This window comes from Novosphingobium guangzhouense, from assembly GCF_002896965.1.
Lineage (GTDB): Bacteria > Pseudomonadota > Alphaproteobacteria > Sphingomonadales > Sphingomonadaceae > Novosphingobium > Novosphingobium guangzhouense.
Window position 1 is genome coordinate 20,060 of record NZ_LYMM01000039.1, and the last position, 13,473, is coordinate 33,532.

A 13,473-nucleotide genomic window follows, 5' to 3' on the forward strand; every position below is an offset into this window, starting at 1 on the left:
GCTACGCGCCGCGCGGGGCCGATGCAATGCGTGGCGGAAGTCTGGCTTGATCCCGACGGCACTCGCGCATCCGGCCGTGGCCAGGGCGCCGCGCGCCCTACACAACATGCCGACACAACAGGCCGCCAAAACAGGGGCGCGAAGGGAGAACCCATGGCGACATGCCTTGATCATTACCGCCTGCTCGGTCGCTCGGGCCTCAGGGTGTCGCCGCTGGCGCTGGGCACGATGACGTTCGGAGTCGAGGGCGGCTGGGGCTCCAGCCCGGACGAGGCGCAGGCGATGGTCGATCACTTCGTGGAGCGCGGCGGCAACTTCATCGATACCGCCGATTTCTACGGCCGTATGGGCGGATCGGAGGAATGGCTGGGTCGCATCGTCAAGGGACGCCGGCATCCGCTGGTGATCTCCACCAAGTATTCGCTCACGACCCGGCCCGGCGATCCCAACGCGGCGGGCAACCAGCGCAAGAACATGGTCCGGTCGGTGGAGGATTCGCTGCGTCGGCTGCAGACCGACTACATCGATCTGCTTTACCTCCACATGTGGGATTTCAGAACGCCGGTGGACGAGATCCTGCGCGGCTTCGACGATCTCGTACGAAGCGGAAAGGTGCTTTACACCGGCCTTTCCGATACCCCTGCATGGCAGGCCAGCCGGATGCAGGCCATCGCCGACCTGCGCGGCTGGACGCAGTTCTGTGCCCTGCAGATCCAGTACAGCCTGATCGAGCGCACGGTGGAGCGCGAACTGATCCCGATGGCGCAGGAAATGGGCATGGGCGTCTCACCATGGGCGCCGCTGGGGCAAGGGATGCTGACGGGCAAGTATACCCGTGCCGACCTTGACCAGAGCGCACCGGGCGCGCCGTCGATGGCAGACATGGGTTCGCGCAAGGCGATCAATGCGGTGACCGGCAAGCTTTCCGCGCGCAACCTCGATGTCGCCGATGTGGTGAGCGGGATCGCAGGAGAGCTTGGCTGCACCGCCGCGCAAGTAGCGCTGGCCTGGACGCTGACCAACCCCGCGACGTGCGCGCCCGTGGTGGGCGTACGCACGAAGGCGCAGCTGGAGGACAACCTCGGCGCGCTGGACCTGACGCTGGACGCTGCCCATCTGGCGCGGCTCGACGCAGCAAGCGCCGTGCCCAAGGTCTTCCCGATGGACGTGCTGACCGGCCCGGCAGAGGCGATGATGTTCGGCGGGGTTACCGTGCAGCGGCGCCAGCTGGCCGATCACCCGGCGAAAACAGTGTAGATCCGGGCATCGAAAAGCCAGCATCCGTCCAGCCGCACGAAGCTGTCGTGATATTCACCCATGACCTTCTTGTCGGTGCCGGTGATCGGCGCCACCATCATCGCATTGGCCCGCGCGGTGTCGCCCGCCACGGTGATCATCAGGTTATGGATCAGCGGCACCGGATGCGGCTTGCCTTTTCCTTCCATGAGGAACGCCGCCAGCGCCTCTGGCGTCTCGAACCGCTGGCGCACCACATGCTCGGCGCGATCGGGGGCGCCGGAGCGGACTTCGAACGTGCCCGTGGGGGCGAAAAGCGCGGGGATTTCCTCATATGCCTCACGCCTGACGGCCCGCGCGTAACCGTAGACGAGGTCTGCGATGGCGATCTGCGCTTCGATCCGTGCCAGACGTTCCTCTGTCATGCGGCAGGAACCTGCGCGGCATCGCGCCGATCGCAGGCTTCGCGGATGGCGGCGAAGCGCGGCTCGACGCTGCGCCAGACGCGGGTGTGCGTGACGATGCAGGGCTCATTACCCTCTATCCCGGCGACGACCATCGCGCCGACATGATCGGCAGTGACGCTGGATGGGGGCATGGTGCCCGCATACTGGCGGATCTCGCCGCCGACCTTACGGGTGCTTTCGGCAAGGTTCGTCGCGACGTAGCCGGGACACAACAGCGACACACCGACACCAAAGGGCGCCATTTCCTGCCGCAAGGCTTCCGTCAGCGCCGTCACCCCGAACTTGGCGACGGCATAGGCGCCAACGCCCGGAACGCTGGCCGTAAGCCCCGCCTGCGACGAGGTATTGACCACATGCCCCCTGCCCCGATCCCGCATGGCGGCGGCGAACGTGAAGACGCCGTTGGCAACGCCGGTAAGGTTGATCGCCACGATACGGTCGAAGCTGGCCGGGTCCATGTCCGCAAATTCGCGGCCATTGGGGGCGATCCCCGCGTTGTTCACCAGCACGTCGACCGGGCCGAAGGCGCTTTCCGCCTCCGCCTTGGCGCGGGCCCAGCCGTCCCGGTCGCGGGTATCGAGGACGGCACCGCGCACGGCCTGCCCCCGTTCCGCCACGACCACGGCCAGCCGCTCTGCATCGATATCCGCGATGGTCACCTGCAGCCCGCGGCGGAGCATCGCATCGACGATACCCAGACCGATCCCGCTGGCGCCGCCAGTGACGAAGGCATGCCGTGCCTCGCTCAAATCCATGGGTTTTCCCCTCTCCTGTTCGCGGCCTTGCAGTGCGGGGGCCGTGTTGGAGGAATTTTGAAGAAGCGGGCACTATCTTGCAATCGCCAACAGCGCTGTTCATCACCGCCAGGACGATAAGGACAGGGAGAAGGACGGCGCATGACGCACCTTGGCAGGCGCTACGGCCAATTGATCCAGATGAGCTACGCCACGCGCGACATGGACGCAGCGATCGTCCACGCCGAGACGCAGCTTGGCATAACCGGCTTGCGCCGCAGCGAATCCGAGATCGACGTGTTGTCCTACGGCGAAAGGCGCAGGCTGGGCGTGAAGTCCGCCATCGCCAACATCGGTGCCCCCGGCGGTCCGCGCCAGTTCGAGATCATCGAGCCGGTATCCGGCGTGACCGAAATCTACACCGATGCCGTCGATCTTTCGGCGCAGATCCTTGCCTTCCACCACATCGGCGTGGCCGTGCCGGGCGCCTTTTCGGAATGGCAGGCCCTGCTGGAAGAACTGCGCGCCGGTACGGACGCGCTGGCCCTGCAGTTCCCGGCAGAACCCTCAACAGGGGCGAAGCTTTGCTTCTGCTACGTCGATACGCGCGCGAAGATCGGCCATTTCACAGAGTACCTGTGGGCCGATCCCTCGCTGGCGGGAATACCCGTCGCGCCGTGGCTTTAACTGCCGTCCGCGTTGGCGCTGACGATGCCCGGTCGTTCGGCGCCCATCCCTGAAAAGCCGATCGAATAGCCGCCGTCCACCGGCAGGATCACCCCGGTGATGTAAGCCGCCTCGTCACTGGCGAGGAACAGCGCGGCCGAGGCGATATCCTCTGCCCGCCCCCAGCGGCCCATCGGGATGCCGGCCAGCGTGGGAAAGCCTTCCGGCGGCGCGTCGTGCGTCTTCGATGCCTCGACCAGCCCGGTCCACATCGTACCGGGCGCCACCGCGTTCACGCGGATGTTGCTGTCCGAGTAATCTAGCGCGGCCACCTTGGTCAGCTGGTGGACGCCCGCCTTGGCCGAACTGTAGACGCCGTGATGCTTCCACCCGACCACCGCCGAGGCCGAACTGGTGTTGACGATGGCCCCGCCGCCCGTCTTCAGCATGGCCGCGATCCCGTACTTCATGCCCAGAAACACACCGCGGATGTTGGTGGCGTGGACTTTGTCCCACAGCTCGCTCGTCTGGGTGTGAAGCGGGGCCATCCCGCCGCCGAAACCGGCATTGTTGCACAGCACGTCCAGCCGCCCGAAGCGATCGACGGCGGTGGCGATCATCGCCTGCACCTGTTCCTCGCTGGAAACATCGCAGTGGACCGATACCACGTCCGCGCCAAGATCGGCCGCCACGTCGTCCTGCCTGCCCGAAATGTCCGCAAGCACCAGCTTCGCACCCTGCGCATGGAACAGCTGCGCCATCGCGCGGCCCATGCCCGACCCTGCACCGGTGATGATGCATACCTTGTCCTGAAGCCTTCCGGCCATGTTCCTTCTCCCTTTCAGGCCGAGGTGTCGATCGTCGGCCGGATCGATATTTCCGAGATATTCGTGCGGCGCGGCATGGCCAGGATGAAGACGATGGCCTCGCCGATATCGCGCGGCTTCACCGCGCCTTCCTTCGCCACATGGGCCTGGATCGCCGCGCGCCAGTTGGGGTCCGAGATATTGTCGCCCACTTCCGTTTCGGTGGCGCCGGGCATCAGCGTGGTGACGCGCACGTTGCGGCCGCCCAGTTCCTGCCGCATCCCGTCAGTCATGAAGTTCACCGCATGCTTGCTGGCGGAATAGGCGCTGGTCATCGGCCCGCCCTTGCGCCCGGCGAGCGATGAGATGGTGATGATATCGCCCACGCCCTGTTCCAGCATGTGCGGGACGGCAGCAGCGCAAGTATAGACCGTGCCCATCAGGTTGATATCGATGACGCGCCGGTAGATCGCGGTGTCGACGTTCTCGATCCCACCCGCCTCCATGATCCCGGCGGAGTTGATCAGGATATCGATCCGCCCCAGCTTTTCGACCGTCTGCGCCACGGCGCGGCGGGCGTCGTCCTCCACCGTCATGTCGCCGGGAATGGCGAGCGCGGTGCCGCCGTCCGCCTCGATCCGGGCGACGAGGCCCGACAGCCGCTCCACCCGCCGCGCCGACAGCGCGACCGCAGCCCCCGCTTCTGCCAGACACAGCGCCGCTGCTTCGCCGATGCCGGACGATGCCCCGGTCACGAGCGCGACTTTCCCTGCAAGCGGCTTGGTCATCGGCGGCAGTCTCCCATTCGTTTCGCCAATTCGTTTGTATGCATTGGCTGGCGCTGCGGCCCGGCGCAGTCAACGGAAAATGCTGAACATCCGTTCTAATCGCTCCGGCGCAGCGTTCAGGATGTATCCGATCACGCGATCACCAGCACCGATCGATGGATGAAACGCACAAGGTCCGCCTGCCCGCGCGCGCCGGTCTTGGCGTAGATCCGTTTGGAGTAGGTGCGCGCCGATTCCACCGTCAGCCCCAGTTCGGGCGCGGCTTCGCTGATCGACATGCCCCGGCTCAATGCCAATGCCAGCCGCGCCTCGCTGGGGGCAAGGTCGAACAGCTGGGCAAGCTGGTCGCAGCGATCCGCGGAAGACCAGTTATCGGCGTGGAGGTAGCACACGATGGCGGGCGCGGCCTGCGTGGTCCCCATGCGCTGGCCCGACGGCACCAGCAGCAGATCAAGCCAGGGTTCACGCGAAAGCACCATCGCCCGCGGGCGCGCCTGCGCGTCCAGCGCCAGTTCGTGCACGGCCTCGGACAACTGCCGCCGCAGCACCGGATCGCGCGCGGTCAGCCTGCCGTCCCGCGCCTGCGCGATGCTCTGCCCCGCTTGCAGCATATGCGTGCCTTGCGCATCGGCATCGAGCACCCGCCCTTGCGCATCCAGCGTCAGCCAGCCGAAGTTCATCCGCCGCACGGCTTCGCGCGCGACCATGGCGGTCATCCGTTCCCGTTCCAGCGCCACGAAGCTGCCAAGCGCTGCACGCAGGAACGGCGCCAGTGCTTCGAGCAGTCCGTCGACATGCGGGGCAAACTCTCCCTCACGCCGGGTGACGGTGATCCAGCCGCTGGTGCCGGTATGCTCGGCAAAGCGGATCATGCGCATATGGTTCATGCCCGAAGGCGCCAGAAGCTGCGCCAGATAGGCATCGTGCGCGGGCTCTCCGCAATGAAGCAGCTGGTCGAGCCGGTACGCGCGCCCTTCCGCCATTTCGTGATACGGCATCGGATCGCGCAGATAGAGCGTCTCACGATAATGGCGCGATACCGGCGGCGGCGAAGGCGCGCCGGAATAGAGGTGGATCACCCGCGCTTCGGGCGTGCCCAGCGGCAGCGGCCGGAACACAAGGCTGGCGTAGTCCCCCGCCACCGCCGCGCGCAGGGCGTCAAGGAAACCGCGCCAGGGCGGGTCTTCGACAAGGCCCGCGATAAGCCGCAGGCTCAGGTCCGCTATCGGCACACTCTCACCGGTCATCGCCTGATCCCCAAATGGGAATTTGCTTTGACCGGGGCCTAGCCCACCCATGGCCGACCGACAAAGCCGCGCCGGGCACCCATCGTGCCGACGATGCGCGCAACAGGGGATGAGCCGATGAAAGTGCAGTCCGCCGCCTTCCTGCGCACCACCCTGCCGCTGGGCATCGACATGGTGGGCGAATACGATTCGGGCCGCTACCATTCGATCTGGCTGCCCGATCACATGGTCAGCTTCTGGCCCGATTCGATCTGGACGCCGGAATTCACCGACCTTGCCGTTTCATCCCCCAGCCCGCACCGCCACCTTGATGGCATGGCGGTCAGCGCGGCGGCGGCAGTGCTGACCCGCAATACGCCGCTGGCGACGACCGTGGTCGATACGGTCCGGCGCCACCCTTCGCTGCTGGCGCAATCGGCGCTGACCATCAGCCACTTGTCGAAAGGCCGCTTCATCCTTGGCCTCGGCTCTGGCGAGCTGGAAAACACGGTGCCTTACGGCTTCGACTTCGCAAGGCCGGTGGCGCGGCTGGAGGAAGCGATCAGGGTCATCAAGCTGCTGTGGCACGCCGATGGCCCGGTGGACTTCGAGGGGGACTTCTTCCACCTCCACCATGCCCGCATGGACACCGAACTTTACGACGGCAAGGCACCGCCGATCTGGCTTGGCGCGGCGGGGCCAAGGATGCTGGGCATCACCGGGCGCGAGGCGGACGGCTGGTGGCCGGCAGGATCGTGGACGCCGGAAGACTATGCCGCCAAGCTCAGGGTCATCCTCGATGCAGGCGATGCGGCGGGGCGGGACATGAGCCACTTCACCCCCGCGATCACCCAGATGGCGCTGATCGGCGAACCCGATGAAATCGACGAAATGCTTCGCGCGCCGATGGTGAAATCGATCGTGCTGATGATCACGGCCAAGGATCTGGCGCAGTTCGGGCACAAGCATCCGATGGGCCCTGACTGGCGCGGGATCATGGACTTCGACCCGGTGAAGCTCAGCCGCGAAGCGATGCTGCGCTTCTGCGACGCGATGGACCCGCAGGCCATCCGCGACATTCTGCCGGTGGGCACGCCAAAGGAAGTCGCCCTGAAGATCAAGGGCTTCGCCGATGCCGGGATGCGCGTCTACAAGCTGATGGAATATGGCGCGATGGGCGGCACGAAGTTCGCCGCAACATCTGCCGCCAAAGTCCGCGAGACCGAGGATGAAGTCGCCCGGCTGGTGGAGGGCTGACGCGATGCCCCTCCTCGATCCGCAGCAGTTGCTACAAGATGCGATGGACCGGACCGGCCTTGCCGACTGGGCCGACGATGGTTTCGCGGACCGCTTCGCGCTGGCCGTCGCCCATATCAACACGATCCCGATGGACGATGCGGGACGGCAGGCAGCGGCGGCGAACATCCACTGGCTGCTCACCGATCGCCTGCGCTTCTTCGACGATCGCCGGCACTTTGCGCTGGCGCAAGAGGTGATCGATCGGCCCATGTTCGCCAGTGGAGAGCCGCGATCGGGCACTACGCTGATGCATGCGCTGATGTCGGTGGACCCGGACGCGCGGGCGTTGCGCTTCGCTGAGGTGATGCATCCCTCTCCCCCGCCCGGAACTGTGACGGGTGACGATCCGCGCTATGCGCAGGCCGATGCGGAATGGCGCGAAATCAACGCGAAGATGGCCAAATGGCTGCACTGCCACCCGTACAACGACATGCTGGGCAACGGACTGCCCGAGGATGAGCGGACCTGGGCCTTCGACTTTCGCGTCATGACGCCGACCGCATGGTGGCGCGTGCCGATGCAGAACCTGTCGATGGGCCTGCCCACCGATCCGGCCGCGCAGTACCGCATCCACAAGGCCATGCTGCAGGCATTCCAGCACCGCCGGCCGCCCCGCTACTGGGTGCTCAAGGGCTTCCACACCACGCGCCTGCAGGCCCTGTTCGATGCCTACCCGGATGCCACGCTGGTCTGGCTGCACCGTGATCCGGTGATGGTGGCCGCCAGTTCGACGATGATGATGGCCGATATCATGGACGGCATCGTCGGCCCCATCGATCTGGCGAAGGAAGCCCGCGCCCATGTTGAGCGTGTGCGCTGGTCGATCGGCCATACCATGACCGACCCGCTGGCGAACGACCCGCGCATCCATCATGTGCGCTATGCCGATTTCGTCGCCGACCCGATCGGCACCGTGCGCGGCTATTACCGTTTCGCCGGCCGGGATTTCGGCGCGCGGCAGGAGGATGCCATGCGCGATTACCTGACCCGCAACCGCGGCGACCGTCACGGCAAGTTCCATTATTCGACGCAGGTTCTGGTCGATGCCGGCTACGCGCTGGACGATCTCAACGCCGAATTCGCACCCTTTCGCGAACGGTTCGGCGTGCCTGTCGAAGTGCGCGGATAAGCCCCGATGCACCCGCGCGTCAGTCTGCATCAGGTGGCCATGATCGGCGAGCCGACCGCCGCCTTCCTCGATTTCTGCCGCAGCATCGGCGTGCAGCATTGCACCCTTGCCGCGCCCTTCCTGCAAACGGCACAGGAGCGCCGCGCCGCGCGCGAAAGCGCGGTGGACGTGGGATGCATCAACCACCTCTTCGCCATCCACCCCGATCTTGAGCGCGACGACGGGCGCGCCACGGCCGATCTGCTCCATACTATCGAGATCGCCGCCGAAGTGGGCGCCCCCGCGATCTACCTGCTGACCGGAGGACGCGGCGCGCTGTCGTGGGAAGCGGCCGCGCTGCGCTTCGCAGACCTGCTTGCCCCCTGCCGCGATGCCGCGCAGCAGGCGGGCGTGGCGCTGCTGGTGGAGAACGCATCGCCGCTCAACGCCGATATCCACATGGCCCATACCCTGCCTGACGCGGCACAGCTTGCCGGGATCGGCGGGATCGGCCTTTGCATCGACCTTCACGCCTGCTGGACCGAGGCAGACCTGCGCGGCAAGCTGGCACAAGCGATGCCCCTGACAGGGCTTGTGCAGGTGAGCGATTACGTGCCCGGAGACCGCAGCACGCCCTGCCGCGCCGTGCCCGGAGACGGCGCAATCCCGCTGGAAAGGATCCTTCGCGATACACTGGATCTTGGTTATACGGGGCTGTTCGACCTTGAACTGGTCGGCCCGCGCATCGAAGCCGAAGGGCCACGTGAAGCCTGTGCCCGCGCCGCCCGATACCTTTCCGACCTGCTCGATCGGCTGGGAGCCTGACGATGGCCTACGGTGACGGACCCGACGATGCCGCCCTGCACGCCGCATGGGAACAGTTCTGCGATACCCTGAAGCATGCCGGCGCGGCCGCCTTCAAGGACGCCAATCCCGCCAACCCGCTCCAGCGCGCCGATGCGTTCCGCTTCCTCACACAGAATCTGGGCCAGGCCTTCGACCTTGCGCTGGAAACGCGGGACACAGCCTTCCCCCAGATCCATCCCTTCGTAACCCCCACGCGAAAGCTGGGCGGCGATGTGGCCGACTTCACATACCGTCAGGCATGGATCGACGGCAGCCGCGCCTATCGCCTGACCGGCCGCAAGGGCACCGCGCGCTGGCTGAACGTGACCGTGCAGGGCCCGCGCCCGCAGACCATTCCCGGCACTGACTGGCCATCCCTTCACGAACCCTTCGGCGATATCCCCGAATGCAACATCACCGGCGCGCAGATCGATGCCGACGCTAACGGGCATTTCGAATTGTTCGTCGGCGGCCCTGCCCGTGCGCGCAACTGGCTGCCCACCACGCCCGCCAGTCGCAAACTGTTCATCCGCGAGGCTTTTGACGGTTGGGATGAAACCCCCACCATGCTCACCATCGAGGCGCTCGACATGGCGGGGCCGCCTGCCCTACCTGCCCCCGCGCGCATGGTGGAGGCGATGGACTGGGCGGGCGCCTTCGTCTCCGGGCTGATGCGCGACTGGCCGGAACATTCATGGCTGACGTCGCGCGGGGTCTGCGATCCGCAATGCCTGAACGCCTTCCCGCCCGATCGCACCGCCAACGATGCATCTGACGCCAGGCGCGGGCGCATGGCCGCGCACATGGTCTGGCGGCTGGAGCCGGACGAGGCGCTGATCGTGGAGATGGACGCCCACGCCGGCTTCTGGATATTCGGCATGGGCGGCGCCTTCATGGGATCGATGGATTTCCTGCACCGGCCGGTCAGCGCCACCCCCGCCCGCACCCGCGTGGACAGTGACGGCGTTGTGCGGCTGGTACTGGCCCATGACGATCGGGGCGTGCATAACTGGCTGGATACCCAGCAATTTCGCGAAGGCAACCTGACCTATCGCAACCTGCTGACGCAGGACGCCGCCCGGCTGCGCACGCGCCTTGTCCCACGCGATCGCCTGATGGAGCACCTGCCCGCCGACACGGCCATGGTAACGCCTGCAGAGCGCGCGGCGATGCGCCTCGAACGCTTCCGCGCGGTCAAGCGCCGCTACGGCATCTGACGGCGGTAGAGCACCGACCCGCCCGAACGCGCGACCGGGCGCCACCCGTCAAGCCGCAGTTCCGGCGCGTGCCAGACCACCCATAATTGCGCAATGCCCGCAGGCACCCGGTCCATCGCGGCCAGGAACTGGTTGGTGCCCTGACACTGCTCGGCCACCAGCAGGCCGATATCGGCATCCAGGAAGGGGCCGGCAGCGGGGTTGTGGATGGTCAGAAGCTGGCCGCCGGGCATCGCCCACTGGTCGTTCGCGAAAGCATGGCGCCGGATCATCGCGTAACTGGCGATGTGAACATCGCGCTGCCGCGCCTGCTGCCGGATGAAGTTGCCGCAGGGCAGCGCGATGAAAGTAAGCAGCTGCGAACCGCGCGGGACATGTTCCACCACCGCCTGCTCCTTGCGGATCTGCGCGTCCCACGCGGCCATGCTTACCGTATTGCCGACAAGGCGCAGCGCCAAGAAGACCAGCGCTGCCACCAGAAGCACCCGCCGTCTGCCCGCGCCAAGGTCGGCCGGACAAGCGCAGATCAGCGCCAAAGCATAGATCGTGGGGGTCAGCCGCATGTCGGCATAAGCCGATCCGTAGATCGTCCCCGGCATCACCATGAACAGTCCCAGCAGGGCCAGCGCGCCCAGCGCCAGCCCCTTGTGCAAGGCAAAGCGCGATGAGCGCCAGAACGTGACCACAAGCGCCGCCAACAGCGCCGCACAGGCATAATCCCACGCCTCCCAGCGGTCAGCCAGCACGTTGATCAGGTGGTAGAGCTTCACCCCCATGCGCAGCCAGCCCTCGGTCGGCAGGTGCCCGGTCGGGTGCGGCCAGGCAAGACTGGCGACTTGCGGCACCAGCAGGCAGCTGCTGGCCAGGAAGCCCCCCCACAAGGCAGGCCAAAGACGTCCCGTCCGCTCGAACCGCAAGGCCAGTTCGCAGCATCCGACGAGGACGCAAAGCGTTGCCCACGCGGCCAGATGGCAGATCCAGACGACGCAGGCGACAAGGCAGAACACCAGCCAGCGGCGGCGGGGTTGCTCCGCCATCGAGGGGCTGATCCACCAGGCCAGCGCCAGTGTCGCCAGCGCCATGCCCAGCGTGAAGTTGAGGAACCCGAACTGGAACGGGTTGCCCAGCGCCAGCGGCACTGCGAACAGCGCCGTCACCGCAACGCGCCCATGCGCCGCGCGCGACAGCAGCAGATAGCCCGCCACCTGCAGCATCACGATCAGGATCGCCATGGCCTTCACCGCCGCCCTCAGGCCGATCACCGGCTCCAGCAGCCACGCCAGCAGGTCCGCGCCCAGATTGGGCAGCAGGTTCCAGCGAAAGCCGTACCACTGCGCAAGGTCCGCGCTGCGCCCGCCATCCATCTGCACCATGTAGCGCGACATATGCGCGGGCAGGTCGATCAGCGGCGGCACCAGCGGCCAGAACAGAGGCACTGCGGCCAGCACCACCAGCGCCGCGCACCACCGCAGCGGGATCGTCCCGGATACAGCGGTCATCGCGCGAGGCGCCCGGCAGCGAAGACGAAATGGCGTGACAGCAGGAAGAAGCAGACCGAATAGGCCGCCATCGCCGCGCCCTGTCCGATCAGGCTATGCGCAAAGCCCAGCGCGCGCATCAGCGTCAGGACGCCAAGGTTGGCCGCATAGGACAGCGCGAAGACCAGCAGGAACCGTGCGACTTCTCCGGAACCGACCGGCCCGCGCACCGCAAAAGTCCACGCCCGGTTGAGCACGAAGGACAGGCACACGCCCACCGCGTAGCTGCAGGCATTGGCCGGATAGTCCCCCACCCCCAGCCGCAGCAGCGCCCAGATGACGGCAAGCCCGACCAGCGAGTTGAGTGCGCCCACCACCCCGAAGCGCAAGGCCGCCATCATCGTCGTGGTCATGCCGCCGCGTCAGCCGCGCGGATCGAGCGCGCCGGCCGTCAGCGGCAGCTCTATCGCGCCGCGCTGTGCCGCCCGCGACTGGCTGCGCACTTCGCGCACGATGAACAGCGGCCGCCCCTTGCTTTCGATGTAGAGCCGCCCAAGGTAATCGCCGAAGACGCCCAGAATGATCAGCTGGATGCTGCCCATGATCAGCATCACCGCGATCGTGCTGGTCCAGCCGATGATGGTGCCTTCCTCGAACCAGCGCCAGATCGCCCAGGACAGCATGGCAAAGCCCGCCAGTCCGGTCAGCATGCCCAGATGCGACGCCATGCGCAGCGGCACGGTGGAAAAACTGGTGATCGCATCAAGTGCAAGGCGCACCATGCGCCGCAGCGGATAATGCGTTTCCCCGGCCGCGCGCGGGGCGCGCTCATACGGGAGGGCGACCTGCTCGAAACCGATCCAGCTGACCATGCCGCGAATGAAGCGATAGCGTTCGGGCATGGCGTTAAGCTGGTCCACCACCCGCCGGGTCATCAATCGAAAATCGCCGGTATCGACCGGAATATCCTGCTCGGACAAACGGTTGAGCAGCTTGTAGAAGAGCGATGCCGTCCCCCGCTTAAAGCGGCTTTCGCCATGGCGCGCCACCCGCTGCCCATAGACCACGTCGGCGCCCGCATCGATCTTCGCGATCATCGCGCCCAGCAGTTCGGGCGGGTCCTGAAGGTCGGCGTCGATCATCATGATCAGATCGCCCCGGCACACCTGCAACCCCGCCGTCACCGCCAGCTGGTGGCCGTGGTTGCGCGACAGGTCGACGCCCAGCACGCGCGGGTTGCGTTCTGCCAGAACGCAGATCAGCGGCCAGGTACGGTCGGTGGAGCCGTCATTGACGAGCACGATCTCATAGTCTTCGCCCACCTGTTCCCGGCAGGCCGCCGCCAGCCGCGCTTCCAGCATGAGGAGCACCGCTTCCTCATTGAAGCAGGGCACCACGACCGACAGGCGGGGGCAGGTCCGTTCGGCGAACGGCAGGATTGGTTCCATCTTCATGAATCGGCCCTGCAAAGATTCGGCTGCGCTTGGCGAAGGTATCGGCCCTTTCTGGTTAACCCCGCGTAAAAGGAACTAGCCTTTGTAAACCCTCTGCATTTTCCCGGATACCTGCGGTCACCGGGCATGAAGCATGTTCCTTTACCCA

At 66.3% G+C, this 13,473-nt stretch carries 14 protein-coding genes; 6 read left to right on the plus strand and 8 right to left on the minus strand.

Going from position 1 to position 13,473, the window contains the following annotated elements; genetic code table 11:
* Positions 1 to 153: 153 nt before the first annotated feature.
* Positions 154 to 1,257, plus strand: coding sequence for an aldo/keto reductase (locus A8V01_RS14160; protein WP_103096526.1), 1,104 nt, complete (start codon positions 154 to 156; stop codon positions 1,255 to 1,257).
* On the opposite strand, the gene A8V01_RS14165 is transcribed toward A8V01_RS14160, so the two are convergent.
* Positions 1,236 to 1,661: a nuclear transport factor 2 family protein gene (locus tag A8V01_RS14165; protein WP_103096491.1), complete on the minus strand. Its 426-nt coding sequence runs from the start codon at positions 1,659 to 1,661 to the stop codon at positions 1,236 to 1,238. The genes A8V01_RS14160 and A8V01_RS14165 overlap by 22 nt on opposite strands.
* The gene (locus A8V01_RS14170; RefSeq protein ID WP_103096492.1) at positions 1,658 to 2,458 is read right to left on the minus strand and encodes an SDR family oxidoreductase; all 801 of its coding nucleotides are present in this window, start codon (positions 2,456 to 2,458) and stop codon (positions 1,658 to 1,660) included. The genes A8V01_RS14165 and A8V01_RS14170 overlap by 4 nt, the downstream gene beginning before the upstream one ends.
* Positions 2,459 to 2,599: 141 nt before the next feature.
* Here A8V01_RS14170 and A8V01_RS14175 point away from each other — a divergent pair, with 141 nt between their 5' ends.
* The gene (locus A8V01_RS14175) at positions 2,600 to 3,124 is read left to right on the plus strand and encodes a hypothetical protein (RefSeq protein WP_103096493.1); all 525 of its coding nucleotides are present in this window, start codon (positions 2,600 to 2,602) and stop codon (positions 3,122 to 3,124) included.
* Here the strand turns inward: A8V01_RS14175 and A8V01_RS14180 are convergent.
* The 3 genes from A8V01_RS14180 to A8V01_RS14190 all read right to left on the minus strand — a co-directional run bounded on the left by A8V01_RS14180 (position 3,121) and on the right by A8V01_RS14190 (position 5,944).
* Positions 3,121 to 3,930, minus strand: a complete 810-nt coding sequence (locus tag A8V01_RS14180; protein ID WP_103096494.1) for an SDR family NAD(P)-dependent oxidoreductase — start codon at positions 3,928 to 3,930, stop codon at positions 3,121 to 3,123. The genes A8V01_RS14175 and A8V01_RS14180 overlap by 4 nt on opposite strands.
* A 14-nt stretch (positions 3,931 to 3,944) precedes the next feature.
* Entirely contained in the window at positions 3,945 to 4,697 is a 753-nt protein-coding gene (locus A8V01_RS14185; protein ID WP_170065935.1) for an SDR family oxidoreductase, read from the minus strand.
* A 131-nt stretch (positions 4,698 to 4,828) separates the two neighbouring features.
* On the minus strand, positions 4,829 to 5,944 hold the full coding sequence (locus tag A8V01_RS14190) for a helix-turn-helix transcriptional regulator (protein ID WP_103096496.1): 1,116 nt from the start codon (positions 5,942 to 5,944) through the stop codon (positions 4,829 to 4,831).
* A gap of 117 nt (positions 5,945 to 6,061) precedes the next feature.
* On the opposite strand from A8V01_RS14190, the gene A8V01_RS14195 reads away from it, so the two are divergent.
* The 4 genes from A8V01_RS14195 to A8V01_RS14210 are packed head-to-tail and all read left to right on the plus strand — an operon-like array spanning position 6,062 to position 10,393.
* A complete protein-coding gene (locus A8V01_RS14195) occupies positions 6,062 to 7,180 on the plus strand; it encodes an LLM class flavin-dependent oxidoreductase (RefSeq protein WP_103096497.1) in 1,119 nt (372 codons plus the stop codon).
* A 4-nt stretch (positions 7,181 to 7,184) separates the two neighbouring features.
* Positions 7,185 to 8,351 carry a sulfotransferase family protein gene (locus tag A8V01_RS14200; protein WP_103096527.1) on the plus strand — a complete coding sequence of 389 codons (1,167 nt, stop codon included), beginning with the start codon at positions 7,185 to 7,187 and terminating at the stop codon, positions 8,349 to 8,351.
* A gap of 6 nt (positions 8,352 to 8,357) precedes the next feature.
* On the plus strand, positions 8,358 to 9,155 hold the full coding sequence (locus A8V01_RS14205) for a sugar phosphate isomerase/epimerase family protein (RefSeq protein WP_103096498.1): 798 nt from the start codon (positions 8,358 to 8,360) through the stop codon (positions 9,153 to 9,155).
* A gap of 2 nt (positions 9,156 to 9,157) precedes the next feature.
* Positions 9,158 to 10,393, plus strand: coding sequence for a hypothetical protein (locus A8V01_RS14210; protein WP_103096499.1), 1,236 nt, complete (start codon positions 9,158 to 9,160; stop codon positions 10,391 to 10,393).
* Here A8V01_RS14210 and A8V01_RS14215 read toward each other — a convergent pair.
* The 3 genes from A8V01_RS14215 to A8V01_RS14225 are packed head-to-tail and all read right to left on the minus strand — an operon-like array spanning position 10,381 to position 13,325.
* On the minus strand, positions 10,381 to 11,892 hold the full coding sequence (locus A8V01_RS14215) for a GtrA family protein (protein WP_103096500.1): 1,512 nt from the start codon (positions 11,890 to 11,892) through the stop codon (positions 10,381 to 10,383). The genes A8V01_RS14210 and A8V01_RS14215 overlap by 13 nt on opposite strands.
* The gene (locus tag A8V01_RS14220) at positions 11,889 to 12,284 is read right to left on the minus strand and encodes a GtrA family protein (protein WP_103096501.1); all 396 of its coding nucleotides are present in this window, start codon (positions 12,282 to 12,284) and stop codon (positions 11,889 to 11,891) included. Before A8V01_RS14220 ends, A8V01_RS14215 begins: the two co-directional genes overlap by 4 nt.
* Positions 12,285 to 12,293: 9 nt before the next feature.
* A complete protein-coding gene (locus tag A8V01_RS14225) occupies positions 12,294 to 13,325 on the minus strand; it encodes a glycosyltransferase family 2 protein (protein ID WP_103096502.1) in 1,032 nt (343 codons plus the stop codon).
* Positions 13,326 to 13,473 lie beyond the last annotated feature (148 nt).

Bases quoted from the DNA above. Each gene is read 5' to 3' on its own strand.
- A8V01_RS14160 (WP_103096526.1), top strand. From the start codon at position 154: ATGGCGACATGCCTTGATCATTACCGCCTGCTCGGTCGCTCGGGCCTC.
- A8V01_RS14165 (WP_103096491.1), bottom strand. From the start codon at position 1,661: ATGACAGAGGAACGTCTGGCACGGATCGAAGCGCAGATCGCCATCGCA.
- A8V01_RS14170 (WP_103096492.1), bottom strand. From the start codon at position 2,458: ATGGATTTGAGCGAGGCACGGCATGCCTTCGTCACTGGCGGCGCCAGC.
- A8V01_RS14175 (WP_103096493.1), top strand. From the start codon at position 2,600: ATGACGCACCTTGGCAGGCGCTACGGCCAATTGATCCAGATGAGCTAC.
- A8V01_RS14180 (WP_103096494.1), bottom strand. From the start codon at position 3,930: ATGGCCGGAAGGCTTCAGGACAAGGTATGCATCATCACCGGTGCAGGG.
- A8V01_RS14185 (WP_170065935.1), bottom strand. From the start codon at position 4,697: ATGACCAAGCCGCTTGCAGGGAAAGTCGCGCTCGTGACCGGGGCATCG.
- A8V01_RS14190 (WP_103096496.1), bottom strand. From the start codon at position 5,944: ATGACCGGTGAGAGTGTGCCGATAGCGGACCTGAGCCTGCGGCTTATC.
- A8V01_RS14195 (WP_103096497.1), top strand. From the start codon at position 6,062: ATGAAAGTGCAGTCCGCCGCCTTCCTGCGCACCACCCTGCCGCTGGGC.
- A8V01_RS14200 (WP_103096527.1), top strand. From the start codon at position 7,185: ATGCCCCTCCTCGATCCGCAGCAGTTGCTACAAGATGCGATGGACCGG.
- A8V01_RS14205 (WP_103096498.1), top strand. From the start codon at position 8,358: ATGCACCCGCGCGTCAGTCTGCATCAGGTGGCCATGATCGGCGAGCCG.
- A8V01_RS14210 (WP_103096499.1), top strand. From the start codon at position 9,158: ATGGCCTACGGTGACGGACCCGACGATGCCGCCCTGCACGCCGCATGG.
- A8V01_RS14215 (WP_103096500.1), bottom strand. From the start codon at position 11,892: ATGACCGCTGTATCCGGGACGATCCCGCTGCGGTGGTGCGCGGCGCTG.
- A8V01_RS14220 (WP_103096501.1), bottom strand. From the start codon at position 12,284: ATGACCACGACGATGATGGCGGCCTTGCGCTTCGGGGTGGTGGGCGCA.
- A8V01_RS14225 (WP_103096502.1), bottom strand. From the start codon at position 13,325: ATGAAGATGGAACCAATCCTGCCGTTCGCCGAACGGACCTGCCCCCGC.